18 protein-coding genes are annotated in these 26,378 nt (G+C 74.1%); 5 read left to right on the forward strand and 13 right to left on the reverse strand.

Annotated features, from left to right (window positions below; genetic code table 11):
* Positions 1-4 precede the first annotated feature (4 nt).
* Entirely contained in the window at positions 5-1,480 is a 1,476-nt protein-coding gene (locus RLT59_RS25765; protein WP_311305594.1) for a S28 family serine protease, read from the forward strand.
* 55 nt (positions 1,481-1,535) lie between these two features.
* Here the strand turns inward: RLT59_RS25765 and RLT59_RS25770 are convergent, their stop codons facing one another.
* Complete coding sequence (locus tag RLT59_RS25770; protein ID WP_311305595.1) at positions 1,536-3,395, reverse strand: glycoside hydrolase family 3 protein; 1,860 nt, start codon at positions 3,393-3,395, stop codon at positions 1,536-1,538.
* 150 nt (positions 3,396-3,545) lie between these two features.
* Positions 3,546-4,454 carry a LysR family transcriptional regulator gene (locus tag RLT59_RS25775; RefSeq protein WP_311305596.1) on the reverse strand — a complete coding sequence of 303 codons (909 nt, stop codon included), beginning with the start codon at positions 4,452-4,454 and terminating at the stop codon, positions 3,546-3,548.
* 117 nt (positions 4,455-4,571) lie between these two features.
* Between RLT59_RS25775 and RLT59_RS25780 the strand changes: the two genes are divergently transcribed.
* The gene (locus RLT59_RS25780) at positions 4,572-5,486 is read left to right on the forward strand and encodes an EamA family transporter (protein ID WP_311305597.1); all 915 of its coding nucleotides are present in this window, start codon (positions 4,572-4,574) and stop codon (positions 5,484-5,486) included.
* Positions 5,487-5,491: 5 nt separating this feature from the next.
* Here RLT59_RS25780 and RLT59_RS25785 read toward each other — a convergent pair whose 3' ends face one another.
* The 7 genes from RLT59_RS25785 to RLT59_RS25815 form a co-directional block, all read right to left on the reverse strand.
* On the reverse strand, positions 5,492-6,280 hold the full coding sequence (locus RLT59_RS25785; RefSeq protein ID WP_311305598.1) for a sugar phosphate isomerase/epimerase family protein: 789 nt from the start codon (positions 6,278-6,280) through the stop codon (positions 5,492-5,494).
* A 49-nt stretch (positions 6,281-6,329) separates the two neighbouring features.
* Positions 6,330-6,935: a GAF domain-containing protein gene (locus RLT59_RS25790; protein WP_311305599.1), complete on the reverse strand. Its 606-nt coding sequence runs from the start codon at positions 6,933-6,935 to the stop codon at positions 6,330-6,332.
* The gene (locus RLT59_RS25795; RefSeq protein WP_311305600.1) at positions 6,919-7,794 is read right to left on the reverse strand and encodes a S8 family peptidase; all 876 of its coding nucleotides are present in this window, start codon (positions 7,792-7,794) and stop codon (positions 6,919-6,921) included. Before RLT59_RS25795 ends, RLT59_RS25790 begins: the two co-directional genes overlap by 17 nt.
* A gap of 3 nt (positions 7,795-7,797) precedes the next feature.
* Positions 7,798-10,995: an adenylate/guanylate cyclase domain-containing protein gene (locus RLT59_RS25800; RefSeq protein WP_311305601.1), complete on the reverse strand. Its 3,198-nt coding sequence runs from the start codon at positions 10,993-10,995 to the stop codon at positions 7,798-7,800.
* A 108-nt stretch (positions 10,996-11,103) separates the two neighbouring features.
* Positions 11,104-11,304 carry an aroma-sacti cluster domain-containing protein gene (locus RLT59_RS25805; protein ID WP_311305602.1) on the reverse strand — a complete coding sequence of 67 codons (201 nt, stop codon included), beginning with the start codon at positions 11,302-11,304 and terminating at the stop codon, positions 11,104-11,106.
* On the reverse strand, positions 11,301-12,020 hold the full coding sequence (locus RLT59_RS25810) for an iron-containing redox enzyme family protein (RefSeq protein ID WP_311307857.1): 720 nt from the start codon (positions 12,018-12,020) through the stop codon (positions 11,301-11,303). Before RLT59_RS25810 ends, RLT59_RS25805 begins: the two co-directional genes overlap by 4 nt.
* Positions 12,021-12,088: 68 nt before the next feature.
* Entirely contained in the window at positions 12,089-13,195 is a 1,107-nt protein-coding gene (locus RLT59_RS25815; protein ID WP_311305603.1) for a radical SAM protein, read from the reverse strand.
* 351 nt (positions 13,196-13,546) lie between these two features.
* Between RLT59_RS25815 and RLT59_RS25820 the strand changes: the two genes are divergently transcribed.
* The 3 genes from RLT59_RS25820 to lanKC all read left to right on the forward strand — a co-directional run bounded on the left by RLT59_RS25820 (position 13,547) and on the right by lanKC (position 17,721).
* A complete protein-coding gene (locus tag RLT59_RS25820) occupies positions 13,547-13,705 on the forward strand; it encodes a hypothetical protein (RefSeq protein WP_311305604.1) in 159 nt (52 codons plus the stop codon).
* Positions 13,706-13,866: 161 nt separating this feature from the next.
* Positions 13,867-15,132 (forward strand): MFS transporter, encoded by a 1,266-nt coding sequence (locus RLT59_RS25825; protein WP_311305605.1) that lies wholly within the window; start codon positions 13,867-13,869, stop codon positions 15,130-15,132.
* Between the two features lie 24 nt (positions 15,133-15,156).
* Positions 15,157-17,721, forward strand: coding sequence for a class III lanthionine synthetase LanKC (gene lanKC, locus RLT59_RS25830; protein WP_311305606.1), 2,565 nt, complete (start codon positions 15,157-15,159; stop codon positions 17,719-17,721).
* An 88-nt stretch (positions 17,722-17,809) separates the two neighbouring features.
* Here the strand turns inward: lanKC and RLT59_RS25835 are convergent, their stop codons facing one another.
* The 4 genes from RLT59_RS25835 to RLT59_RS25850 form a co-directional block, all read right to left on the reverse strand.
* Positions 17,810-19,729 (reverse strand): AfsR/SARP family transcriptional regulator, encoded by a 1,920-nt coding sequence (locus tag RLT59_RS25835; RefSeq protein ID WP_311305607.1) that lies wholly within the window; start codon positions 19,727-19,729, stop codon positions 17,810-17,812.
* Positions 19,730-19,996: 267 nt separating this feature from the next.
* Positions 19,997-22,915: a helix-turn-helix transcriptional regulator gene (locus tag RLT59_RS25840; RefSeq protein WP_311305608.1), complete on the reverse strand. Its 2,919-nt coding sequence runs from the start codon at positions 22,913-22,915 to the stop codon at positions 19,997-19,999.
* A gap of 70 nt (positions 22,916-22,985) precedes the next feature.
* The gene (locus tag RLT59_RS25845) at positions 22,986-23,183 is read right to left on the reverse strand and encodes a hypothetical protein (RefSeq protein WP_311305609.1); all 198 of its coding nucleotides are present in this window, start codon (positions 23,181-23,183) and stop codon (positions 22,986-22,988) included.
* 98 nt (positions 23,184-23,281) lie between these two features.
* Positions 23,282-26,308, reverse strand: coding sequence for a type 2 lanthipeptide synthetase LanM family protein (locus RLT59_RS25850; RefSeq protein ID WP_399126095.1), 3,027 nt, complete (start codon positions 26,306-26,308; stop codon positions 23,282-23,284).
* Between the last annotated feature and the right edge of the window lie 70 nt (positions 26,309-26,378).

Consider the following 26,378-nt stretch of genomic DNA (forward strand, 5'->3'; position numbering starts at 1 on the left):
GAGAATGCGCAAGGCTCTCAGAGGTGTCCTGTCGCTCGCGATGCTCATCGGCACAGTGAGCGCGACAGGTGCCTCCGCCGGGGCGGCCACCGCCGCCGAACCGGCCGCGCTCCGTTCCGCCGTCGGTCACACCGGTACGAGTACGGACATCAAGGACCGCATCCTGGCCATCCCGGGAATGAGCCTGATCGAGGAGAAGCCCTACCCGGGCTACCGCTACTTCGTCCTCGACTACACCCAGCCGGTCGACCACCGGCACCCGTCCAAGGGAACGTTCAAGCAGCGGATCACCCTGCTGCACAAGGACACCTCCCGACCGACGGTGTTCTTCACCAGCGGGTACAACGTCTCAACCAACCCGAGCCGCTCCGAGCCGACCCGGATCGTGGACGGCAACCAGGTCTCGCTGGAGTACCGGTTCTTCACCCCGTCCCGCCCGTCGCCCGCCGACTGGTCCAAGCTCGACATCCAGCAGGCCGCCGCCGACCAGCACCGGGTCTTCACCGCGCTGAAGAAGATCTACTCGAAGAACTGGCTGACCACCGGCGGTTCCAAGGGCGGCATGACGGCCACGTACTACGAGCGCTACTACCCGAAGGACATGGACGGCGTCGTCGCGTACGTCGCGCCCAACGACGTGGTCGACAAGGAGGACTCGACGTACGACCGCTTCCTGGCCTCCGTCGGGACCAAGGAGTGCCGCGACAAGCTGAACGGCGTGCAGCGCCAGGCGCTCATCCGCCGGGAGCCGCTGGAGAAGAAGTACCGGAAGTACGCCGCAGAGAACGGCTACACCTTCAACACCGTCGGCTCGCTCGACAAGACGTACGAGGCCGTCGTCATGGACTACGTCTGGGCGTTCTGGCAGTACAGCCTGCTCGCCGACTGCGACTCCCTCCCGGCGGACGCCAAGTCCGCCACCGACCAGGCGATCTGGGACTCCGTCGACTCGATCTCCGGCTTCTCCGCCTACGCCGACCAGGGCCTGGAGACGTACACGCCGTACTACTACCAGGCGGGCACCCAGCTCGGTTCGCCCGACATCAAGCAGCCCTGGCTCGGCAAGCTGAGCCGCTACGGCTACCAGCCGCCGCGCACCTTCGTGCCGCGCTCCATCCCGATGAGGTTCCAGCCCGGGGTGATGCGCGACATCGACAACTGGGTGAAGCACCACGCCGATCACATGCTGTACGTGTACGGGGAGAACGACCCCTACGGCGCGGAGCGCTTCCGGCTCGGCGCCGGCGCCCGTGACAGCCACGTCTTCACCGTGCCCGGCGGCAACCACGGGGCGTCCGTCGCGGGTCTCGTCCCGGCCGAGAACGCCACGGCCACCGCCGCCATCCTGCGCTGGGCGGGCGTCGCCCCGGCCGCCGTCCAGGCGGACCCGGCCAAGGCGAAGCCGCTTGCGAAGTTCGACGCGGTGCTCGACAAGCGGGACCTGACGACCGAGCACCGGCTCGGCCACCGGCGCCCGTGACGTCACCGTGCCGGCGGCCGCAGCGGCCGCCGGCACGGTGACGTCACGGGATCTTCTAGTACGACAGCCCGTAGCCCACCGGGTACAGCACCCGCGACGGGTCGTCCGCGCGCTGGACCGGCACCGGCAGGGCGCCACGCGGTTCGGCGCGGCCCGCGATCACCCGGGCCGCCGCCCGCAGTTCGACGTCCGTCCAGGAGTACGCGGCCAGGCTCGCCGCGTGCCCCGTACCGCCCAGCTGGGCGATGTCGTACGGATTGCGGATCGCGAGCGTGATCACCGGCACGCCGGTCGCGGCCAGCGCGCTCACCAGGGTCCGCTGCGAGCTGGTCGCCGTGACGTTGTACGTGCCCACCACCACCGCGTCCTTGCCCCGCGCGGCCGCCACCGCCGCGTCGATGTCCGCCTGGGCGGGCGCGGTGCCGGTGGACAGGGCGGTGGCCGCGTACCCCAGCTCCTTGAACTCCGCGGCCAGGGTGGCGGTCGGCGGTCCCGTCGTGCCGGACGGGGAGGCCGGGTCGGCCCCCACCACCAGCAGCTCGCGGTGCGAACGGCGCGACAGCGGCAGCAGCTTGCCCTCGTTGGCCAGCAGCGTGGTGGTGTGCTCCGCGATCCGGTCGGCGGCGGCCAGGTGCGACCGGGTGCCGACCGTACGGTCCACGCCCCGGCGGCTGACGAACGGGTCCTCGAACAGCCCGAGCTTCGTCTTCAGCCGCAGGATGCGCAGGATCGATTCCTCGATCCGGGCCTCACTGACCTCGCCGCTCTTCACGGCCGCCAGCAGGGCGTTCCAGGAGACGCCGAGGTCCGGCGGGTTGAGCAGCTGGTCGACGCCCGCCTGCACGGCGAGCACCGGCACGCGCTCGTCGCCGTACTTGGTCCGCACGCCCTCCATGCCGAGCGAGTCGGTGACCACGACGCCGTCGTAACCCAGCTCCTCGCGCAGGATTCCGGTGAGGATGGGCCGGGACAGGGTCGCCGGGTCCTCGGCCGGGTCGAGCGCGGGCACCACGATGTGCGCGGTCATGATCGAGTCGATACCGGCGGCGATGGCGGCCCGGAACGGCGGCCGGTCCAGCTCGGCCCACTGCTCGCGGGTGTGGGTGATGACCGGCAGGCCGGTGTGGCTGTCGGTGCTGGTGTCGCCGTGGCCGGGGAAGTGCTTGGCCGTGGAGGCGATCCCGGCGCTCTGGTACCCCTTCACCTGGGCCGCGACCATCCCGGCCACCGACTGCGGGTCCGAGCCGAAGGAGCGCACCCCGATCACCGGGTTGGCCGGGTTGACGTTGACGTCCGCGTCCGGGGCGTAGTTCTGGCAGATGCCGATCGCGGCCAGCTCGGCGCCCGCGATCCGCCCGGCCTCGCGGGCGTCGGAGCGCGAACGGCCCGCGCCCAGCGCCATCGCGCCCGGCATCAGCGTGGCGGGCTCACCGACCCGGCAGACGATGCCGTGCTCCTGGTCGGTGGAGATGAGGAGCGGGAGGGAGCTGGGTCCCGCCAGCCCGGCGCGCTGGATGCCGTTGGAGAGATCCGCGATCTGGTGCGGGTCACGGGTGTTGTGCGCCCAGGTGAAGTAGATGATCCCGCCGACGTGGTACTTGGCGATCATCTCCGCCGCGGTGCGCACGCCGATCTCGGCGAGGTTGGCGTCGATGTCGGCCTGGTCGGGGTCGGTGGCGGAGTGGCCGTAGACCCGCATGACGAACAGCTGGCCGACCTTCTCCTCCAGGCTCATCCGGGCGATGATCCGCTTCAGCCGCCGGGTGGTGGCTGCGGAGTTGTGGCTGCCGCCGGAGGAGTTCGGGGCGGCGACGGCGCCGGGGGCGACCGCCGTGCCCGTCGCCGCGACGACTGCGGTGGCGGCGGTGGCGGCGGTGGCGGTGAGGAGGGTGCGTCTGGAGGGGCGGTGGTGCACGTGAGCTCCTTCGGCCGTACTCGGTGACGAGATGATGGTGAAAGAAACTTCCAGGGATCACGGTTATCCGGAAAATAACTGCCGGTCAAGAGCGCGGACCGTTTGAGCGCGTCCCCGCCGGACACCGCCGCGCTCCAAAACCGGCCGCCGCTACCGCGGCCCCACGTCCGCGCCGTGCGCCTGGAGCGCCGAGACGGCCGCCGTGATCGCCGGGCGGCGGGCCGCCTCCGTGCGCCACAGCGCGTACAGCCGGCGCACCGGAACCGGCTCGATCCGCACCGCCACCACTCCGTCCGGCAACGGCCCGCGCCCCAGCCGGGGCATCAACGCGACCCCGAGACCGGCGGCGAGCAGGGCCAGTTGGGTGTGGTTCTCCTCGGCCTGGTGCCGGATGTCCGGCTCGTAGCCCGCCGTCCGCAGCGTCCGTACGAGCCAGTCGTGGCAGACCGTCCCGGGCGGCTGGCAGATCCACCGCTCCCGCGCCAGCTCCTCGCGCCGCACCCCGTCCCGGCCCGCCAGCCGGTGACCCGCGGGCACCAGCAGATCGCAGCGGTCCTCCCCGATCACCGCCTGCGCCACGCCCTCCGGGGCGGGCAGCGGCGCGATGTCCCAGTCGTGCGCGACGGCCAGGTCGATCACGCCCTTGGCCACCAGGTCGACCGAGAGGTGCGGATCGACCTCGGTCATCCGCACGTCCAGGGCCGGGTGCTCGCGGTCCAGCTCCGCCAGCACCCCGGGCAGCAGCCCACGTGCCGCCGAGGCGAACGCGCCGATCGACAGCCGCCCCGTCGGCAGCCCCCTGCGCTCCTCCAGCGTCGTCTCCGCTCGCTCCACGATCGCCAGCAACTGCTGGGCGGCGGCGGCCAGATGGAGCGCCTCCTCGGTGAGCGCGACCCCGCGTCCACGGCGCTCCAGCAGTGTCGTACGGGTCTCCCGCTCCAGCTTGGTGATCTGCTGTGAGACCGCCGACGGGGTGTAGCCGAGCGCGGCGGCGGCGCCCCCGACGGAACCGTGGACGGAAATGGCGTGCAGCGCGCGCAGCCGGGAGAGATCGAGCACCGGGGCCTCCTGGAACCATCGATGTGTCGGCGCCATTCAATTCATTAGCGATACTCAATTTCACCATGAAGAAATCCGCGCTGGTGCTAAATGGTCGATGCGGGTGATCCTCGGGACATGCGTCCCCTCCACATCGCCCTGGCCGCCCTTGTGACAGCCGTCTGGGGTGTCAACTTCGTCGTCATCGAGCTGGGCCTCGCCCACTTCCCGCCGCTGCTCTTCTCCGCCCTGCGCTTCCTGGTCGCGGCGCTGCCCGCGGTCTTCTTCGTCGGCCGCCCGAAGGTCGCCTGGAAGTGGGTGGTGGGGGTGGGCCTTGCCCTCGGGATGGCCAAGTTCGGGCTGCTGTTCATCGGCATGGACCGGGGGATGGGCGCCGGGCTCTCCTCCCTGGTCCTCCAGGTCCAGGCCGTCTTCACCGCCCTGTTCGCGGCGCTCGCGCTGGGCGAACGGCCGGGGCGGGTACGGGTGCTGGGGATGGGCGTGGCCCTCGCCGGCATCGGGGTCGCCGCGGTCGACGAAGGGGCGGGCGGGCCGGTGTTGGCCTTCGTCCTGGTGATCGCGGCGGCGGCCTGCTGGGGCGTCTCCAACGTGCTGACCCGCAAGGCCGCCCCGCCCGACGCCCTCAACTTCATGGTCTGGGTCTCCACCGTCCCGGTGCTGCCGCTGCTCGGGCTCTCGCTCCTCTTCGAGGGCCCGCACCGCGATACGGAGGCACTGGCCGCGCTCGACTGGAGCGGCGCCGGAATCATCGTCTACGTCGCCTGGATCACCACGGTGTTCGGCTTCGGGGCCTGGGGCTTCCTGCTGAGCCGGTACCCGGCGTCCTCCGTGGCCCCGTTCACCCTGCTGGTGCCCGTCTTCGGGATGTCCTCGGCCGCCCTGCTGCTCGACGAGTCGGTGAGCCCGCTGCGGTGGTGCGCGGCGGCGCTGCTGGTCGGCGGGGTGGCCCTGACCTCGCTCGCGGGGGCGCGGCGGCCCCGCCCCGCCACCCAGGCACGGCCGCCGGAGTCGCAGGTCGCGGGAGTTGCCTGACCGCTCTACTGCTTCGGCGCGCCCAGCCGCAGCAGGTGCTCGCGCCCCGCGCTCAGCAGCCCCGGCAGCTCCGCCGCCCCCGGGTGCCAGCGCTTCTCGTACTCCCAGCAGACCCAGCTGTCCGCGTCCAGGGTGTCCAGGCAGGCCCGCAGCGGCAGCACCCCGGCGCCCAGGGCGAGGGGCTCGGTGTCCTCGGCGGAGGCGATGTCCTTCACCTGGACGTAGCCCAGGTGCGGGGCCAGCACCGCATGGCTCGCGACCGGTTCCTCACCGGCCAGCCAGGTGTGCATGATGTCCCACAGCGCACCGATGCTCCCGTGCCCCACCGTTCCCACCACCCGGGCCACGGCGGCTCCCGCGCGGTGCGAGTCGTGGGTCTCCAGCAGGATGCGTACGCCCATGTCCGCGGCGTACGGAGCGGCGGCGGCCAGCCTGCGGGCGGCGGTCGCGTCGGCCGTCTCCTGGTCCTGGTCGCCGCCGCCGGGGAAGACCCGGACATTGCGCGCGCCCAGGTCCCGGGCCAGCTCCACCAGGCCGGCGAGCTCGTCGAGCACCGGCTGGTCCTCGCCCTCGGAGGCAGCCCGGACATAGCCGGCCACGGTCAGGATCTCGATCCCGCCCCGCTTGAACTCCTCGACCACATCAGCGCGTTCCAGCATCGAGAGCCCGGGGTGCACCGGCTCCTCCGGGTGGGCGCGCAGCTCCACCCCCTGGTAGCCGTGCTCGGCGGCCAGCCGGACGACCTCGGGTATCGGCAGCCCCGGCACCCCGAGGGTGGAGAAAGCGAGCTTCACGTGCGTGTCCTTCCGTCGTCTGCACCGGACGTGGCTCGCGGAGCCCGGTTCAGTAGGGCTCCCGGAGCAACTGCTCCAGGTTACCCAGCAGTCTCAGCGCGTCCGCCCGCTGCCGCGGCCCCAGCCGCTCCGCCACCTCCCGCCGTGCGCGGTCGGCCGGTGAGAACGACACCACGCGCAGCGCCGCGGCCGCCTGCCGGGCGAACATCGCGAGCAGGTCCAGCTCCCGCATCTCGGTGCGGGCGCGCGGGGACGGATCGAGCACCTCCAGGACGCCGAGCACCCGGCCGTCACTGATCAGCGGCGCCGCCATCAGCGCGCTGGGCACGAACTCGGTGGACTCGGCGAGCGACCGGTCGAAGGAGGGGGTGACGCTGAGGTCGTCCACCACCATCGGCTCCCCGGAGGTCGCCACCCAGCCCGCGATCCCCCGCCCGGCCGGGAACCGGCGGCCCACCAGGAACTCCTCGCCCTGACCGGAGACCGCCTGGAAGACCAGCTCGTCGGTCTCCTCGTCCAGCAGGAAGACCGAGCTGGCCGCCGCGCCGAAGATCGCACGGGCCACGTCGACGACGGACTGGAGAAGCTCGTGCCGGGGCGATCTCGCCGGCGGCACCGTTCCCGCGGCGGACGCTGGTTCAGTTCTCGGAGTCATCACAAACCTCTCCTGCCGGGATAGAAAGCCGCGGGCCGAACCGCACGTTGGCCGCGGAGAGATAGAGGGCGTTCTTGAGCTGAAAGGCCGTCATCCTCGGATGCGCCGAGAGGAGACGCGCGCACAGCCCGCTGATGTACGGGGTCGCGAAACTGTTCCCGGTGGTACGTATCGAGGTGCCGCCCAGCCAGGGAACCGTCACGTTCTGGCCGGGGGCGAAGAACTCCACCGGCGGATCGGGGTTGTAGAGGTGCATGTCCGGACTCTCTTCCTGGTGGCTGCCCACGGAGATCACCGACGCGAACCGCCACGGATAGCTCTCCACCGGCGAGTTGTGCGCGGAGGCGACGACGACCGTCCGGTTGAAATAGGCGTGGTCGGCCAGCGCGTGCAGTTCCTCCGCGAACCGGGCGCGGGTGGTGGACAGCGACAGGTTCACCACGTCGAAGCCCTGCTCGACCGCCCACCGCAGCCCGGCGAGCAGGACGTCCCCGGTGCCGGAGAACCGCTCGCCCAGCACCCGGACGCTGTGCAGTTCGCACTCCGGTGCCGTCCGGCGGATGATGCCCGCGCACGCGGTGCCGTGACCGCAGGAGTCCCCGGTACTGGTCGCCCTGACCTCGGTCCCGCCCGTCTCCGGGTCCTTGACGACCACCCAGGACCCGTCGACCGGGCCCACCCCCGGGTGGTCGCGCTCGACCCCCGAGTCCACCACGCAGACCCGTACCCCCCGCCCGGTGCCCGGTACGGCCGCGCCGTCACCCGGTCCGGGACCGGGGTCCGCGAGGACCGCCACGTCCTCGGGGCCGCGCCCGCGCAGACTCCACGTCAGCCCCGGTGTCGTGTCCGTGGTAGCCATCCGTCAGCTCATCTCCGTCGTGGCGGCCGCCGGTCCGGCGACGAGCCGGGCGGCCCACCGCTCACCCGGCAGATGTCCTTTCTCCGCGAACCGGTCCCGAGCCTCCCGCGCCGCCGCCGTCGCACCCGCCTGATCGCCCAGCAGCGCCAGCGTCCGTGCCTGGTCCAGCGACGCGGTGGCCCGCACCAGCGGGGAGTCGGTCAGCAGGGAGTCCCGTACGGCCCGCTCCGCGTGCCGCAGCGCCGCGGCCGCGTCACCGGCCCCCGCGGCCAGCCGAGCCCGCAGACCCGCCAGGTCCACCCGGTCCGCGTGCGGCAGCGACTCCGGCGCCCCGACCGCGTCGAGACACGGACCGGCGCCCTTCGGCCGGCCCTCGTCGAGCAGCAGCCGGGCCGTCTCCAGCCCGATGGCCGGACGCATGGACCGGGCGCCCGAGTGCGCGGCCGCCCGGTCGGCCCGCACGAGCAGGTCCAGCGCCGGTCCGGTGTGCCCGAGCAGCGTCTCGACCGTCGCCCGGAACACCGGCAGGAAGACCTCGGCCTCCGCGTACCCCAGCTCCTGTGCGAGCCGTTCCGCCTCCGCCAGGCACTCCCCGGCCCGGTCCGCCCTGCCGTTGAGCGCGTAGAGCACGGCCAGCGGGCAGTTCAGCGTGGTCCGTACGGCCGGCCGCCCGGCGCCGTGCGCGGCGAGGAGGTCCCGGCAGCGGGCCACCGCGACCGGCACCGGCTCGGGGCCGCGCCACAGTGAGATCCCGATGGCTCCGAGCGCCGCCGCGCGCTCCGGTTCCGCCTCGGCCCGCACCGCGTGGTCCAGGGCCAGCGTCAGGTCGCGGTCCGCCTCCTCGTGCCGCCCGGCCAGCTGCAACTGCTGGGCGAGCCGCAGCCGGGCCCGTGCCTGTCCGACGGAGTCCCCGGCGGACTCGAACAGCGGCAGCACCGAGCGGGCCGTGGCCGACACGTTCACCGCGGCCGGGTCGAGCACCGCCAGCGCGAGCCGGGCGTGCGCGGCCTCGACCGGGGCGGTCCTGATGGCCAGGACCTGCCGCAGCAGGCGCTCCCCGTCCTCCGGACGGCCGAGTGCCAGCCGAACCTCGCCGAGCCGGCGCAACGCGGGCGCCGCGGCCGGGTCGCCGTGCGGATGCAGATCCACAGCCCGTTCCAACAGGCCCTGCGCCCAGTGCAGATCGGAACGGGACAGGGCCTGCGCACCGGCCGCGGCGAGCGCGGCGGCGGCCCGGCCCCGCAGGGCGGCGGCCCGGTCGTCGGCGAGGCCGAGTTCGGCGCGGTACCGGTAGGCCCGTTCCAGATGCCCGCCCACCGCCGCCTCGCCGGCCGCCGTCACACTGGGCAGCTCCGACGCCCAGGCGTGCCGGTCGGCCTTGGACCGCTTGGACAGCGAGGCGTACGCGACCTCCTGGACCAGACCGCTGCTGAACCGGTGCCGGCCCGCGCCCGGATCGCCGCCGGGCGTGGTCTCGACCAGCCGGCGGCGGCGCAGCTGGGCCAGCGCCCGCACCACCCGGCCGCGGTCGTCGTCCGGCTCGTCGTCCGGAGTGGCCTGGCCTGGCCGGGCCGGGTCCTCCGTCTCGCGCACCGCCCGCGTCAGCCGGACGAGTTCCGGCGCGGTGAAGTCCCGGCCGACGACGGCGGCCAGATCCAGGGTGCTGCGTTCGGTGCGCTCCAGCGCGCCGATCCGGGCGCCGAGCAGCGCCTGAAGGGTCGGCGGCACCGCCGCGCCCTCCTCGGCCTGCGCGCCGGACGGGTCAGGACCGGCCGGTACCAGGAGCTGTTCCAGGTAGAGCGGGTTCCCCTCGGCACGGTCGTACAGGTCTCCGTCGATCCGGGCGGTCCGCGTGCCTGGTCCGGTCAGCTCGCGGACCAGCAGGTCCGCCTCTGCGCGCGGCAGCCCGGTCAGCGGCAGGATCTGCGGGGGGCGGGCGGCGGGGTCCGCGGCGGACGAGGGCCCGTCGGGACGGCCCGGACACACGATGAGCACCCCCGCCAGGCCGAGCGGTCCGGCCAGCCGGTTCACCGTCCGCACCAGCAGCGGTTCGGCCCAGTGCCAGTCGTCCAGGACCAGCAGCGCCGGGGGACGGCCCGTCGTCCGGGCCAGCACGGTGATCAGCGCGGCGCACATGTCCTCGAACGGGGCGTTGGGCGTGCCGTCACGCAGCAGCCCGTCACGCAGCAGCGCCCACGCGTCCGCCACCGAGGCCCCGGCCCGCCCGGACGCCGCGTCGAGGGCCTCGCGCGCCGCGGGGGTCTCCAGTACGTCCCGGACCGCGTCGGCCAGGGGCGTCAGGGTGCCGTGGTCGCCGTAGCTGCGGCAGCGCCCGGTGCCGACGACCGGCCCGCCCCGATCGGCGAGCCCGGCCAGCCACTCGCGCGCCAGCCGGGTTTTGCCGACCCCGGCGTCGCCGACCAGGCGCACCAGTCCCGGGCCCGCCCCGCGCACCGTCCGGTCCAGCGCCTCGTCCAGCACCGCCTTCTCCGCGGCGCGGCCGATGAACGGCACGTCGAAACGGCGCAGCAGCTCCGGGTCGTCGGCGCCGAGCGCGATCAGCCGGTAGGCGTGCACGCTGTCGCTCTTGCCCTTCAGCCGCAGAGGGCCGGTCCCCTCCACGACGACGGTCGGCCCGGCGGCCTCCACCGTCTGCGGGCCGATCAGGATTTCGCCGGGCGCCGCGTTCTGTTCCAGCCGGGCCGCCACGTTCACGGTCTCGCCCGAGACCAGCGCCTGCCGAGTGCTGGCATCGGAACTCGCTACCACCTGACCGGTGTTGACACCGATCCGAATACTGAGCCGGATACCCAGGGAGGCCTGGAGCTCGGTGTTCAGGTCCGCCAGCGCCTCGCGCATGCCGAGCGCCGCCGAGAGCGCCCGCCGGGCATCGTCCTCCCGCATCACCGGCACCCCGAACACCGCCATCACGGCATCGCCGATGAACTTCTCCGGAGTGCCGCCGCGGGCCTCGATCTGCTCGCTCATCGCCGCGAAATAGCGCAGCGTCACGGTGCGCAGGGTCTCCGGGTCCAGCGCACCGGACAGCGCCGTGGAGCCCACCAGATCGCAGAAGACGGCGGTGACCAGCTTGCGTTCGTCCTCCGGCGCCGCCGCGACGGACGCCGGGCAGGGGGTGCCGCAGGCCGGGCAGAACCGTGCGGCGGTGGGCAGTTCGTGCCGGCACGAGATGCAGTTCATCAGCGCTTCCTCTCTGCTTGGTCCGGCCGGAGCGGTGAGCCGGGTCACGGGGGAGCAGGCCCGCCGCGCGGCGAGGTCGCCACGGGCGGGCCTTCACGGACACGGCCCTCAGAACAGGGCGCCGCCCGCGATCTCGCCGTGTGCCTGCACCTCGGGTCCGACGTCGTCCAGCCGGCTCTTGATGTCGAGCAGCAGCGTCAGTTCCTCGGGTGCGAGACCGGTCAGGACCTGCCGCTGTTCCTCGGTGAGCAGATCGACGGCGAACCCGGCGCCGTACAGCACGGCAAGCCGGTCCGGTGGTTCGTTCATACCTGGCCTCCTGTCGGGACGGACCGCCCCGCTCCCCGCACCGGCGGCGCCGGTCCGGTGCGCCCGAGCCGGACGAACAACTGGGTGAGCGCGTCCGTGGTGTGCAGGGCGCTCACGGCGACGGCCGCCTCGTGGCCCCGCGAGAGCGGCAACCGGTCGAGCAGTGCGTACAGTTCGCCGACGTGGCCGTCGTCGAGCCGCGCGTGTTCGTGCACGGTGCGGAAGGCCGGGGCGGGCAGCCCGGTCAGCCGGGCCAGCCGGGGGGCCAGTCCGGAGGCCGGGGCGTGCCCCTCCAGGACGGCGATGTAGCCGAGCAGCGCCACCGGGTGGTGGTGCTCGATCCAGTAGTACTGGGCGCCGGCCAGGGAGGCGACGAGCGGAGGCGGCACCGGGTCCAGCGCGGCCCGCGGGCCGCTGCCCGCCGCGGTCAGGTCGTCGAGCAGCCAGGAGTCGTGTTCCGCCTCCTCCCGGATGTGGTCGTGCAGGTACGCGGCCAGCGGCGCGCCCAGCGGATCGCCGTGCCGCGCCATCGACGCGGCCCGTTGTGCGGCCCGTTCCATCAGTGGTACGGAGGCACGGATGACCGTGTGCATCGCGCACAGGTACGCCCGGTAGCGGGGCAGCAGCCCCTCGGCCCGCCACAGCACGGCCGTCGAGGCGCGCAACGCCGGTTCGGCGAGGGCGAGTTTGACCCGCAGCCGCTCGGAGGCCGGCAGCCCGCGCTCCCGCCGTCCGGCGTCGGACGGTGCCGCCCCGGCCGGGCCCGGGGTCTGTCCGGCGGCGGTCACGGTCCGGTGCCTTCCGGTACCGGACGTGGGCCGCGCGCCGGGTCCGGCGTCGCCACCAGGTCCGCGTACGGGGCGCATCCGTGGCGTCGTACCAGGGCCACCGGTCCGTCGTCGTGCTGGCGGCGGGCCGAGGTCAGGTCGAGCAGCGCGCCCGCGGCGCCGCCCGCCACCGCGTCGGCCGCCGCCACCACCTCCGGCCGGTCGCTCAGCCCGCGGCAGTCCCCGCAGTAGGAGCCGGCCGGTGTGGCCGGCGACCAGCGCGCCCGCAGGTGGGCCGGGCCCACCGTGCGCACGAGCCGCAGCAGTGGTGAGCGGAGCGTACCCGCGCGCACGGCGGCCCAGCCGTCCTCGGCGACATGGCCGAGCCGCAGATGGGGCGGGGCCGGGCGGCGGTCCACCGTGTCCTGGTTGCAGCAGGCCAGGACCGTGCCGTCGAAGGCGACCACCGGCCAGGCGGCCATGGCGCACGGCAGTGCGCCCTCGCCGTCCGGCGCGGTACGGGCGGGGCGGGCCCAGGCCGCGGCCCGGCCGAACGGCCGCACCTCGTTGACCAGGGCCGGCACCGTGCCGCCGAACGTCCGGTGGATGTCCGCGGTGACATCCGCGAGGTAGTCGTCCTCGGGCCCGGTCCCGGTGAGATGGAAGCTGACCGCCACCCCCAGCTCGCGGATCTCCCGCACGGCCCTGAACACATCGGCCCGCGGCACCTCCCGCTCGTGGGGCAGGTCGAGGCTGGCGGAGAAGTGGTCGAGCGTGCCCACCGCCCGCCGTATCGCGGGCGGAAGCGTGCCGGAGCGGGCGAAGAACATGCCGCTGAGCAGCGCCGTGCGGGTGCCGGACTCCCGCGCGGAGCGGGCGAGCGAGGCCACCAGGCCCGGCCGCAGCAGGGGTTCGCCACCGGTCAGCATCATCACCTCGGGCCGGTCGTCCGGGGTGAACGAGGAGACGAACCGCCGGAGGTCGTCCGCCCCGGGCTCCTCCCGCACATCCGGCGCGGAGCCGGTGGAACAGTGGGCGCAGCGCAGCGGACAGCGCCGGGTCAGAGTGATCAGCACTCCGGCGGCCGGAACCGGCCGCAGTCCGATGAGTTCGGCGAGCTCCATTCGGCCGTCTCCTCCGGGCGTAGTGGGGTGCGGCGCGCGGCCGCGATGCGCGAACACAGCGTCCGTCCGCACGGTTCGGCACCGGTCCGCGACCGGTTCGCCACCGGTATGGCCGCAGGCCGGACGGCCCGCGCCGGGCCGCCCACGGGCCCGGCGGACGCACCGGCGGCCGTGTCACCCCCCGCTGAACTGCCCCGATACCGGGGCCATACCGGCGCCGAGCCGTTTGCCAGGCCCGGCCTCCTAACTTTCTGGTCAGCGGAAGGCACCCGCCGGCCGCAACCGGAAGGAACGGGCTCAGCCCGGACCGGCCGGAGAACGACCCAGACAGACGAGTGGACGGAGACCACCATGTCCGAGAACACGAAGCCCGCCGCCGACGACAACAACGAGACCCCCGAGGTCGAGGCGCACTCCGTGCTGGACCTCCAGGAGACCGCCGGTGTGCACGAGCGCTCGCTGGACGGCAACTGCGTCAGCACCGTGAGCCTCGTCCTGTCGGAGCAGTAAGGACTGACGACCGGGCCGCGGCGCCACCTCCGGGAAGTACCCCTTCCCCGTGGCGCCCGGCCGGCCGAAACGGGGCGGCTCCGTGACCACGGGGACCGCCCCGCCTCGATTTCCCGGGCCGCTGTCCGGGCCCTGTCCCCGCCCACCGACCGGAGCCGACGATGGCCACCGCCCTTCGAACCAACCGGGACTTCCGACTGCTCTGGATGAGCGGCCTGTTCGCCGTCCTCGGTACCCAGATGACCGCACTGGCACTGCCGCTGCTCGTACTGCGCGAGACCGGATCGGCCGTTCAGGCCGGAGCGATCGGCACGGTGTCCGTCGCCGCGGTCCTGATCACCATGCTGCCCGGCGGGGTGATGGCCGACCGGGTGGAGCGCCGCAGGCTGATGCGCCTGTGCGACGTGGGCAGCTTCTGCGTCGTCAGCGCCCTGGTCGTGGCCGTGTGGACCGGCCATGTCCCGCTGATCCTGGTGCTGCTCGTCGCGGGCGCGGGCGCCGTCATCGGCAGCTTCTACGGTCCCGCCGTCTTCGGGCTGATGCGCAGCGTCGTGCCCGCCGACGAGATGGGGACCGCGACCGCCCGTCTCCAGGCCCGCACGGCCACCGCACGGCTGGTGGGGCCGCTCATCGGGGGCGGGCTGTTCAGCCTGCACCCCGTCCTGCCGTTCCTCGCCGAGGCCGTCGGGCTGCTGCTGTCCACGCTCTGCGTGGCCCTGGTACGGACCCGCTCCAGGGCGGAGTCCAAGGCCGGTTCCGTGTTCAGCCGGGCCGAGCTGACCGCCGGGGTGTCCTTCCTGTGGAAGCTGCCCTACCTGCGGACCGTGCTCCTCGTCTTCGGGCTCGGCATGAACTTCGCCTTCGGCGCCATGACCTTCACCGCGCTGACCGTGTTCTCCAGCGGCGGGAGGTCAGGTCTCGGCGGCGGCACCGTCGTCTCCTTCATCTCGGTTGGGGCCCTCGCCGGCGCGCTCCTCGCCCCCCGGCTGCGCCCCGAACGCCGGACCTGGGCGCTCACCGCCGCCACCTGCTGGTTCTGTGTGGTCACCGCCCTCGCGCTGGCCTGGATCAGGGTCCCGCTGTTCGCCGGGCTGCTCTGCGCCGCCTGCATGTGCCTGTCCACGGTCGCCAGCATCGGCTTCCTGTCCACCCTGCTGACCGTCACCCCGGGCGACCGGGTCGGCCGGGTGCAGAGCGCCGCCGGGTTCCTCTCCTCACTGGTCCAGCCGTTCGGGCCGCTGGCCGGGGGCGCGCTCCTGACCGCCTTCGGCAGCCGCACCGCCTTCGGGTCGATCGCCGCGGTCCTCGCCGTGTCCGCCGCCGTCGTCACGTTCGCCCCGTCCGCCCGGCCCGCCCCGCCGCCGGACGAGACCGCCGCAGACGAGCCCCTCGCGGACCGTACCGGGGCCGGCAGCCCCCGCCCCTGATCACGAGCACCCAGGAGGTATGCCGTGCCCGGCATCCAGGAGACCCAGCTGTACTGCATCGCCGACCGCCGCTACTACGAGACCCCGGCCCGGCTGCCCGACGAGGACACCCGCTACCCGCTCGACCGCGCCGAACCGCCCGAGGGCTGGCGGCGCGGCCGGGGCGGGCTGTGGACCGCACTCCACCCCGACTCCGCCGAACTCCCCGAACAGGGCTGGAAGATCCACATCTCCACCGTGGCCGCGGACGCCGAGCGCACCCTCGCCGACACCGCCCGGATCTGCCTGGAGCAGGGGGTCCCGTTCAAGTTCCTGCGCAGCGAGCGCGCCCTGCGGCTGATGTCGGCCAAGTACATGAACCGGTCCGGCGCGGGGAAGTTCCTCACCCTCTACCCCGCCGACGAGCCCGCGTTCCTGCGACTGCTCGACGCCCTGACGCGGGCCCTGGACGGGCGCAGCGGACCGTACATCCTGAGCGACCTGCGGATCGGGAACTCTCCTGTCCACGTCCGCTACGGCGCGTTCGTCGAGCTCTGGTGCCAGGACACCGACGGGACCAGGGTCCGCGCGATGCGCCACCCTTCCGGGGAACTCGTCCCCGACACCAGGGGCGTGGTCTTCCGGATTCCGGACTGGGTGACCGTTCCCGAACAGCTGCGCCCCCACCTCGCCGCCCGTGCCGCCGCCCGCGACGACGGCTTCCCCTACGTCGTCACCAAGGCGCTCCAGTTCTCCAATGCTGGCGGCATCTACCTCGCCGAGCACCGCACCACCGGGCAGCGGGTGGTGCTGCGCGAGGCCCGGCCGCACTGCGGTCTCGACCCCGCCGGGCACGACGCCGTCACCCGGCTGCACCGGGAGCACCGGGCCCTGACCCGGCTCGCCGGACTCGACTGCGTGCCCGAGGTGTACGGCGTCCGCACGGTCTGGGAACACCACTTCCTGATCGAGGAGTACATCGAGGGCACCACCCTGTTCGACGAGATCGTCGACCGCTTCGTGCTGGTGCGCGGTGAGCGCACTCCCGCCGAACTCGACGCCTACTCCCGGTGGGCCGAGTCCGTCACAGCCGGGCTCGGCCGCACCCTCGACCGGATCCACGCCCGCGGGCTGCGGTTCGCGGACGTGCACCCCGCCAACGTCATCCTGCGCCCTGACGGCAGGGTGGTCCTGATCGACTTCGAGTACGCCACAGACCTCGACGACGAGGACACCCCGCTGGCGGGCGCCCCAGGCCTCCAGGCTCCGCTCGGCACCGGGGGAGCCGAGGCGGACGACTACGCGCTCTGGGCGATCTGGCTGCACATCCTGATGCCGCTGATGGAGGTGTCCGAGCACGACCGGGGCAAGGTGCTCAGCATCGAACGCTGGGCCCGCGCCCGCTACCGGCTGGGCCCCGACGCGGGACCGCCCCGCCCGGCCACCCTCTCCCGGGGGCTCCCCGCGGACAGCGGCGAACCGATGGTGGACCTGCTGCTGCGGGGCCCGGAGCCCGACTGGTCCGGCATCCGGGAACGGCTCCTGGCCGGCATCCACGCCGACGCCACCCCGGACCGCACCGACCGGCTCTTCCCCGGCGACCTGGCCGGCTTCGCCACCGGCGGCATCTGCGCCGCGCACGGAGCCGCCGGGGTGCTGTACGCCCTGCACCGCGTCGGCGCCCCGGTCCCCGCCGAGTACGTCGACTGGCTGGCCCGGACCGCCCTGCGCCGCGACCCGGACGCCCCCGGCGGGCTGTTCGACGGACTGCCCGGCGTCGCGCTGGTGCTGGCCCGGCTCGGCCGCCGCGAGGAGGGCCGCGAACTCCTCGACCGGGCACTCCGGGCAGCCGCCCCCGCCTCGGCCGACCTGCTCACGGGCACCGCGGGAACGGCGCTGGCGGCCCTCCGCCTCGCCACGGACGGTGCCGGACCGCCCGACCGGGAACTGCTCGACCGGGCCCTGCGCACCGCCTGGGAACTCGACGCGCTGGTCCGGGGCGAAGCCACCGGCGGCCCGCTCGCCCCGCCCTCTGCGGGACTGCTGCGCGGCTTCACCGGGGCCGCGCTGCTCCAGCTCGAACTGCACGCGCTCACCGGTGAGGAGTGGCTGCTCGACGCCGCCGGGGCGACGCTCGCCCGCGAGGCGGAGCACTGCGTGACCATGCCGGGCGGCAGCGTGCAGGTAAAGGACGGCCAACGCCACTTCCTCTACCTGGACCAGGGCAGCGGCGGCGTCGCCCTGGTGGCCCAGCGCTACCTCGCCCACCGGGAGGCCCCCGCGCTCGCCGCGCTGCTGCCCGGCGTCCGGCAGGGGTGCCTCCTGGAGTTCATCCGCGAACCCGGGCTCTTCACCGGCCGTTCCGGACTCGTGGCCACCGCCCACCAGTTGTCCGGCGGCCGGCCCGACGCCGAGGTGCTGGACTCCGTGCGCAACCTCTCCTGGCACCTGGTCGCCGAACAGGACCGGCTGCTGGTGCCCGGGGCGCGGCTGCGCCGCTTCTCCGCCGATCTCGCGACCGGGGCGGCGGGCGTGCTGCTCGCCCTGCATACGCTGTCGGCCACGCCGGAAGAACGGCCGGACCTGCTGGACGTACTCACCCTGGGGTGACCCAGGACCCACGGGCACGGCGACACCATGTGAATAGGGCACTTCCCGACCCCGGAAGTGCCCTATTCACATGTGCGGGGCGCGGCGGCTACGCGCTCGTCGCGCCGATCACCGTGGCCACGTCCGCCGGCACCGCTGTGCGGTGCGCCGCCGTCCCCTCGACGGCCGCCGCTGCCGGAACGGCACTCAGCTCGCGGGCGAACAGGCCTACCAGGCGGGGCAGTTCGTACAGCACGGAGTGGGCGGTGACCTCGCCGCTGGGGGAGGTCACCGCCCCCGCGTCGATCAGCGCCTCCACCGTCCGCAGCGCCTGCCGTTCGTCGCAGCCGAGCGCCGCCGTCGCCTCCGGCAGGGTGAACAGCCCCTCGCGGACCGAGGAGGCCAGCCGGGTCAGCGCCAGCCCGCTCCCCGCGGAGAGGTCCTGCCAGCCCGACATCAGCCGGGCGCGCACCGAGATGTCACCGGCCACCAGTTCGTCCAGCGCCCCGGCCGGATCGGCCAGCCGTTCCGCGTACTCGGCCAGCGGCAGATGGCGCAGTACCGCCAGCCGCATCCCGCTCACCCGTACCGCCAGCGGAAGGAGTCCGCAGGCGTCGGCGATCCGCAGGGCGGCGGACCGGTCCAGACCCACCCGCCCCGCTCCGATCAGCCGCCCCAGCAGCTCCAGCGCCTCGGCCGGGGCCAGCGGCGGCAGCGCGATCCGGTGCACGGGCGACAGCCCGGCCAGTTGTTTCCGCGCGGTCAGTACGAAGGAACTGCTGCCGGTGCCCGGCAGCAGGGCCCGCACAGCCGCCTCGTCCGGTACGTCGTCGAGCACGACCAGCGAGCGGTGCCCGGCCAGCCAGTGCCGCCAGTGCTCCGCGTCCGCCATCGGCTCCGCTCCGTGCGGACCGCCGGTCAGCCGGGCCAGCTCGCCGAGGACGGACAAGGCGGGGCGCACCACCCCTTGTTCGTCGCGGACCCGGATGTGGATCCGGCCGTCCGGGTACCGGTCCGCCAGCAGGTGCGCCGCCTGTACCGCCAGGGCGGTCTTCCCCGCTCCGGCGGCCCCGGTGACCGCCACCACCCGGCCGTTCGCCCCGCCCAGCACGTCGAGCAGCTCCCGCAGCTGTTCGCCGCGGCCGGTGAAGTCGGAGACCACCGCGGGCAGTACCGCCCGCAGGGCGGGTGCCCGGGGCGCGGCCGCCGCCGCGCGGGGGCGGTCCGCGCCATCCCTGCCGGTCAGCATCGCGCGTTGCCGGGCAACGATGGCGGCTCCGGGCTCCAGCCCCAACTCCCGTGCCAGCAGCTGACGGTAGTCGTCGTACACGGCCAGCGCCTCGGCCCTGCGGCCGGTCCGGTGCAGCGCGTCCATCCACGCGGCCAGGACGCGCTCGCGCAACGGATGCCGTTCGGCCAGGTCCCGCAGCCCGTCCACCACCGCGGACGCCCGGCCCAGCGAGATCTCCGTCTCGGCCCAGTCCTCGTGCACGGTCAGACACCGGGCCTCCAGCCGCTCCGCCTCCGCGGCCACCTCGGGCGAGTCGCGCAGATCGTGCAGCGGCGGCCCCTGGCGCAGGTCCAGGGCCCTGCGCAGCAGGCCGGCGGCGGCGCGCGGATCGCCGTCGTCGGCGGCCCGCCGGCCCGCCGCGGCCAGGGACCGGAAGCGGAGGGTGTCCAGCTCGGCCGGGCCGATCCGCAGCAGGTAGCCGCCGTAGGAGTGCACCAGCCGTTCCCGGCCGCCGTCCGGCCCGTCGGGACACCGGGTGCCGAGCAGTGTCCGGACCGAACTGACGTACACCTGGAGGTTCTTGCGTGCCGTCCTGGGCGGCGCGTCCGGCCACACCGCGTCGGTGAGGACGTCCACCGGCACCGGTGTGTTGGGGCGGCTGAGCAGCATGGCCAGGACCAGCCGCTGTTTGCGCGGCCCGAGTGACAGCGGCCGCCCGTCGGCCCATCCGGAGAGCGGGCCGAGCAGCGAGAGGCTCAGCACGCCGGGTGCGGGCGTGCCAGTGGGGGGTCTGGTCATGGACGAGCCTCCGAAGCACCGGGGGACGGGGGTGGCGGTCTGCCGGTCGCACCCTTGGATCGTCCGCCGGGGACGGCGCCCCCGCATCGGTGCCGGGCCCGCATGTTCCGTGCCGGGACCCGACCAGATCCGCTCCGCACCCCCATGTTGGGAACCCCGGCCCCGTACCCCGCCCGCGCGGGCCCCCACCTGCGCGTGTCCATGCGCCCGGAAGCGCTGCGGGCGGCCGTGGGGAGTCGATGGGGCAGCGGGAAGGACCGACGCGCGTCAGTCGGGCTCCACCGCGTACTCGGCGGCGAAGTCGCACAGAGCGGAGCGGTCCTGACGGCCCGTCTTGCTGAGCAGACTCGCCATGTGCTTCTCGACCGTGCGCGGCGAGATGGAGAGCCGCCGGGCGATCTGCTGGTTGCCGGGCCGCTCCACCAGCAGGACGAAGACCTCGTACTCGCGCGGCGTCACGCCGCTCGTCCGCAGCGGGGCCGGGATGCGGTCCCAGCCGCCCCGGTGCTGTCCGACGCTGGCGCCCGCCTGCCGCAGCGCCGCCCGGCAGGCAGCGGCGACCGGCTGGATACCCGCCCCGTAGAAGTACTCCTCCGACGTCCGCAGCCAGCTCACCGGCTCGCCCCAGCCCTCGGCGAGCGCCGCGCCGGCGGTCAGCCGCAGTCCCAGGTGGCGGGCGAGCGGGAAGGCGGCGGCGTCGGCGAACGCGGAGCCGACCGACCGGGCGGCCGCCGTCGAATCGCCCTCCCGGCCATGCAGGACGCCCTCGGCCAGCCGCAGGAACAACTGGTTCCAGGCCAGGTCGGCGCCGGGGCTCTCCAGCGCGGCGGAGAGCTCCGCCCGGCCGTCCTGCCCGTCGAGGACCCGCAGCAGCGGGCGCAGCCCGTAGCGGCCGCTCAGATAGAAGAAGCTGGGGTGTTCGCGTTCCCAGGCCAGCGAGTCGTCCAGGTCGGCCAGCGCGCGCCCGCGGTCCTCCTCCAGCAGTGCCGCGAAGGCCCGGCACAGGCCCAGTTGCAGTGGTACGAGCAAGGACTCCTCGCCGCCCGCCCGGCGGAACCGGACCAGCGCCCGGTCCAGCTCCCGTCTTCGGCCCCGGTGCGCCGCGAGGGCCGCCGAGGCCAACAGCAGATACCGGTGCGCGCCCAGATTGCGGACCCGTGCGCTGGCGGCCACCGACCGCTCGATGATCTCGTGCGCCTCGTCCCAGGCGCCGCGCATCACCGCGTTCATGGCGAGCAGCCCGTCCACGGTCTGCGTCGGCACCAGCGCGCCGAGCGAGAGCGCGGCGGTCCTGGCCGTCTCCAGCCGGGCGGGGTCACCGGTCCGCATGAACGTATTGGCACCGAGCCGCACCAGCGCCTCCACCCGCCACACCGGCAGGGCGTGCTGTTCGGACACGGCGAGCATCCGCTCCAGACAGGCGTCGGCCTCGTCGAAGCCGCGCTCCCGCGACAGCAGGGCCAGTAACTGCCAGGCCTGGCAGGCGACCACGGGGAGGTGGCGCTCCTCCGCGACGGCGGCGGCCCGTCGTGCCGCGTTCTGCGCGGACCGCTGCTGTACGCGCGGTACCTGGCCGGGCAGCAGGGCCAGATGGCCCTCCACCACGTCGAGCGCGGCCTCTTGTCCGGGACGGACGGCCGTACCGAGCAGGCTCCGCGCGGTCCGGATCTGGTCGGCCGCCTCGTCCGCGCGCTCCGCCATCACGGCCGCCCAGGCGATCCGGACATGGGTCTCGCCGCGCTGTTCCGCGGCCTCCGACCGGGGTGGCACCGGGGGCAGTTCTGCGGCCAGTGCCAGGGCCGTGTCGAGTTCGCCGGCCTCGGCCCGAGCGACGGCGAGCGCCTCGGTGATGCCCCTCAGATCGCCCGCGTGGGCCAGCGAGCGGGCCCTTTCCAGCAGGATGACGGCCGAGCCGGACGCCCCCGCGGTGAGCATCCGCCGGCCGACCGCGGCGAACTGCCGGGCGGCGCCGTGACGATCGCCCCCGGCCAGTTGCAGGGTCGCCATCAACTGTAGCTGTTCGTCGCCCAGTTCTTCGATCACCGCAGCCAGTGAGGCAGCCGCCCGGCGGGCGGTCGCGGCCCGTTCCGCCGGGGCCAGCGAGGCCACCAGCGCCTCGGCGGTCAGCGCGTGCCGGAAGGTGTACCGGTCGGGGTTGGCACCGTCAGGGGCGATGATGCTCGCCTCGACGGCGGAGCGCAGATGGCTGAAGAGCGTGCGGTCGTCGAACCCGGTGACGGTCTGCAGCACGGTGACCGAGAACTGACTGCCCAGCGTGGCCGCGCACAGGAGTAACTCACGTACCGGTTCGTCGAACCGGTCGAGCCGTCGTGACCAGCTGCGCACCACTCCGGTGGGCACCGCCGCGTCCGGGTTCCCGTACGCCTGCCACTGGTCGCCGGTGCGCCGCAGCTGACCGGAGTCGAGCAGGTCGGCGAGCAGGATCTCGATCAGGTACGGATTGCCGCCCGCCCGGTCGACCAGCCGCTCGTGGGTGGCCTGCGGAACCTCGTCCGGTGTGGTCTCAAGACACGACGCGGTCATCCCCCGCACCTCGGCGGCGCTGAGCGGTGCCAACTCCCGCACGGTGGCGACCTGCCTGCGCTCCGCGGAGCGCACCAGATCCAGCGCGACACCGGGTTCCGGCCGCAGCGTGCCCAGCAGCAGCACCGGCACGTCCGCCACGTTGTCGATGATGTACTCCACCACCGCCATCGTCTCGGTGTCGGAGTCGTGCAGGTCCTCCAGCAGGATCACGCAGCCGTGCTCCTGCCCGAGCACCGACAGCAGCCGCAGCAGCGCCTCCGCCAGTTCGACGACCGTCTCCGGGTAGCCGGGGGAGGAGCCCTGACGCCACTCCGGCACCAGCCGGGCCAGCGCCGGGCGGTACGGGTCCAGCTCCGGGTCCGTGGGTGTGCCGGCCGCCCGGAACCGTGAGGACAGCGCCTCGACCAGTGGCCGGAACGGTACGACGAGGCCGGTCGAGGTGGCTCTGCCGCGCAGCACCGGCATGTCCCGCTCGTACGCGCGGTACGCGCACTCCCCGGCCAGCCGGGACTTGCCGATGCCGGCGTCCCCGACGAAGAAGATCGCACGCCCCGAACTCCGCGAAGCGGTGTCCAGGGCGCTGCTCAGCAGACCGGTCTCGGCGGCTCGACCGGTCATCACCGACGAAGTGGCACGCATGGGCGCAGGTTACTTGAGCGGAACCCCGCCGGGTAGTAGGCCAATTCGCTTCAGAGGAAGTCGACTTGGCTCAGAACGGTGCGGTCATCGTGGTGAACGGCAGATCCAGCGTGTATCCGGTGTTCCCGTCCGCGGCGCTGAGGATTCTGCTGCGCAGCCCGAGTCTGCCGGCCGCCCCCAGGGCGATCTGTCCGGCGGGGTGCTCGGCGGCGGAGCTGTCCGTGAGGTCGGTGGTCAGGAAGGCTGCCGAAGCGTCGTTTCTCTGCATGGTTTCTGCCTCTTCTCGGGGGAGGTTCCGGTGCGGTGTGCCGAGCGTGGTGCGTCTGTGTGCGCTGGTGGTACGGGAGAATCAGAGGGTGCGGCCGGTCAGGCGAGCAGCAGCAGTGACGGCACCCGGTCGGGGAAGCCCGCCCGCAGCAGCCCGTGCCCGATCCCGGCGAGTCCGGTCAGCAGCCCCGGATGGGGGACCAGCCCCGGTGTCCCGCAGCGCGGTCCGGCCCGGTCGGCCGCCGCGAGCAGGGCCCCGGCCCGCTCCACCCACCGGGTGCGGGTGACCAACGGCTCTGCCCGGCCCAGGAGTTCGAGGACCCCGAGTTCTCCGTGGCACAGGCTGTCGTCGAGCGGCGGCTCGCTCCGCGCGATGTCCGCCACCGCCTCGCGTGCCCAGGCGGACAGCAGCGGATCGGCGCGGGCGGCCGCACTGTCCAGCACGGCCAGGGCCACGCCCGTCCGGCCCCGGCACCAGGAGACCCCGGCGTCCACGGTGCCGGTCGCGGACCGCAGGGCCGCGAGCCCCGGGGCGCGGTACGGCTCGCCGCCGCCCGCCTCCGCGAAGCGCAGCAGGGCCCAGCCGATTCCGGCGGCCCCGTCGGCGAATCCCGCGGTGTCCGGCAGCGGTGCCTCGCGCAGCAGCCCGGCGCTGTGCTCCGCCCGCCGCCACACATCGGCCCGTCCGGTGGCCCGGTACCCGGCGAGCAGGCTGACCAGCCCGCCGGCCGTGCCCCCGCGGACCCCGTGCTCGCTCTCCGCGACGGCCGCCGCACCCGTCAACCGCAGGGCCGGCACCACCAGTTCGCGCAGGCGGCGGTCATCGAGCGTCTCCGCGACCTGGATCAGCGCGTAGGCGATCCCGCCGAGCCCGGCGAACGCGCCTGAGCCCACCGGCCCCAGGTCGTCCGGACGCGCGTGCAGCACCTCCAGCAGTCCGGCCAGGGGAGCCAGCGCGTCCCGGGCCGCCGCGGCGTAGCGGTCCGCCCCGGTGAGCGAGGCGAGCTGGGCCAGGAACTGCGCCGTACCGGTGTAGCCGCTCGCCAGGTCGGCGGCCATCGGCCCCAGCCGCCAGTAGCGCTCCCCGAGCAGCTCCAGGCCGATCCAATTCAGCCGGGTGGGTCCGGAGTACGCCTGCGACACCAGCTCGTCGCCGACCGACCTGGCCGCTGCGAGCAGGTGTTCCGGCTCCGGCGCGGTAGCGGCCGTACGGGCCCGGCGCGGCCCTGTTCCGCCCGCGTGGGCGGGCTCGCGCGAGGTGGTCACCATCGCGGCGCAGATGATCCGTTCCTGGTCCTGGCGGTCCACCGTGTCCAGGCCCGCCAGCTTCTCCCGGACCAGGGAGAGTCCGGTCCGGGCGAGCGGCCCGGACAGCAGCCGGCCGGCCCCGCTCCACAGGTCGGTGCGCTCGGGCAGGGCCGTGAACAGGGGCACGTCCCCCGACCACAGCTGGGCGACTTCCTCCTCCAGCAGGCCGGGCAGGGCGGCGGGACCCATGACATCGGTCCCCAGCAGCGCCAGCACCTCGTGCCGCGCGGCGGCGTCCTTCATCAGGTCCGGGTGCGTGGACTCGTCCAGGAGCGAGGTGTAGACCCAGGTCGGCCGGGCCACCACGCGCACCTCGTCGTGCGCGAACCGCTCCAGCAGCCCGCCGGGACGCAGGAGTTCGGCGCGGGCCTCCTTGACCGCGGTGTACCCGGCGCTGAACCCCTCGCACAGCGGGCCGACGAAGGCGGACGGATCGGCGGGCGCCCCGTCCAGCCGGGGCCGGTTCGCGGACTCCCCGAACCGGGCCGTCCGGCGCACCAGCCGCATCCGGTCGGTCCCCGCGTCCGCCCAGTCGGCACTGCGCACCGGCGAGGAGGCGGCCTGCCCGCCGCCGATCCCGGACATGTCGAGTGCCGTGTCGTCCCCGACGAGCAACTGAGGCAGCAGACCGACCCGGTGCACAGAGCTGTGCAGGGCGCGGGCCGCCGGATCGTCCGATGCCGAGGCGGGCAGCGGCGGGTGGAACAGCGTCTCGACGTCGACGAGCACCGGGTGCTCCCCGTCGGCGATCAGGTTCTCGTAGTGCAGGTCGGTTCCGTCCAGCACGTGCAGCAGGGCAAGCAGCGCGCCCTGGCGCTGGTAGAAGGACTCGATCTGGCCGGCCGAGCGGCAGGGCCGTGTCGAGGCGAACTCCACCCAGCCGTAGGACCCCCGGTCCAGCAGGGCGAGCGTGCGGAGTCCGGGAGTGCCGGGCAGCGCGTTGAACCAGTTGACGAGCTCGTTGAAGTGCCGGTGGACGGCGAGCGGCCGCGGCTTGTAGACCAGCCGGGAACCGTCGTCGAAGCGGAGCAGCATCACGGTCCGCCCGCCCCGGTGGCTGTCCCCGGCGCCGGGCTCCACGCCCATCAGCCGGGCACCCCGCACGCTGTCCGCCGCCGGGCCCGAAGCGTCACGGCCCCTCGGCAGCACCGGCCGGTCCGCCGCGAACCGGACGAGCATCTCGGACAGTGCCGCGGCGGCGTCGAGCGCGGTCCGCGCCAGGATCCGGGCCAGCACGGGGTAGCCGGTGAGGAGCGCGGCCAGTCCCGGCCGAGCGCCGGTCAGCCGCAGGAAGTCCGTGAAGCGGCCCGCGGAGTCCTCCCCGTCGAGCCGCCCGGCGCGCCGCGCCACGTGCAGTTCCAGGACGAGGGTGCGGGCGGCGAGCCGGGCGAGCCGCCGGGCCAGGTGCCGCTCGAAGTCGTTCCGTACGGTGTCCAGGTCGGCGCAGCGACCCACCCGCTCGGGCAGGGCGTCCAGCATCCGCACCGCCGCGCGGGCGGTGAGCGGGGCGAGGACGCGGGCGAAACCGCGCAGTCCCGGATGCCCGTCCGCGCCGGCCCCGCCCTCGACGTCCGCCTTCTCGGGGGCGGTGGAGATCACGTCCTCGACGAACTCCACCCAGTCGGGGGTCCCGGTGGGCGACGGTTCGAAGGCCAGTGCCGGATGCCACCAGGGGCCGTCGGACCGGGAAGGGCCGGGCGCCGGATGCGTGGCGCCCGGGAGGCCCGCGGCCCTATGCGGGGCCGACGTACGTGCGGTGGGGCCGGCCGGGGAGGAGACGCGCACCCGTTCGCGGCTGCCCGGATCGTTCTCCGCCATCGCACCTCCTCGGTCCGGCGCCGGCACCACCGGTCCGCCATGACCCATACTCCCGGCGGGGCGGACCGCA

It is taken from the genome of Streptomyces sp. ITFR-6, from assembly GCF_031844725.1.
Taxonomy (GTDB): Bacteria; Actinomycetota; Actinomycetes; order Streptomycetales; family Streptomycetaceae; genus Streptomyces.

Coding starts and splice junctions, on each gene's coding strand:
- RLT59_RS25765 (WP_311305594.1), top strand. CDS start 5: ATGCGCAAGGCTCTCAGAGGTGTCCTGTCGCTCGCGATGCTCATCGGC.
- RLT59_RS25780 (WP_311305597.1), top strand. CDS start 4,572: ATGCGTCCCCTCCACATCGCCCTGGCCGCCCTTGTGACAGCCGTCTGG.
- RLT59_RS25790 (WP_311305599.1), bottom strand. CDS start 6,935: ATGACTCCGAGAACTGAACCAGCGTCCGCCGCGGGAACGGTGCCGCCG.
- RLT59_RS25795 (WP_311305600.1), bottom strand. CDS start 7,794: ATGGCTACCACGGACACGACACCGGGGCTGACGTGGAGTCTGCGCGGG.
- RLT59_RS25800 (WP_311305601.1), bottom strand. CDS start 10,995: ATGAACTGCATCTCGTGCCGGCACGAACTGCCCACCGCCGCACGGTTC.
- RLT59_RS25805 (WP_311305602.1), bottom strand. CDS start 11,304: ATGAACGAACCACCGGACCGGCTTGCCGTGCTGTACGGCGCCGGGTTC.
- RLT59_RS25815 (WP_311305603.1), bottom strand. CDS start 13,195: ATGGAGCTCGCCGAACTCATCGGACTGCGGCCGGTTCCGGCCGCCGGA.
- RLT59_RS25820 (WP_311305604.1), top strand. CDS start 13,547: ATGTCCGAGAACACGAAGCCCGCCGCCGACGACAACAACGAGACCCCC.
- RLT59_RS25825 (WP_311305605.1), top strand. CDS start 13,867: ATGGCCACCGCCCTTCGAACCAACCGGGACTTCCGACTGCTCTGGATG.
- RLT59_RS25835 (WP_311305607.1), bottom strand. CDS start 19,729: ATGACCAGACCCCCCACTGGCACGCCCGCACCCGGCGTGCTGAGCCTC.
- RLT59_RS25840 (WP_311305608.1), bottom strand. CDS start 22,915: ATGCGTGCCACTTCGTCGGTGATGACCGGTCGAGCCGCCGAGACCGGT.
- RLT59_RS25845 (WP_311305609.1), bottom strand. CDS start 23,183: ATGCAGAGAAACGACGCTTCGGCAGCCTTCCTGACCACCGACCTCACG.
- RLT59_RS25850 (WP_399126095.1), bottom strand. CDS start 26,308: ATGGCGGAGAACGATCCGGGCAGCCGCGAACGGGTGCGCGTCTCCTCC.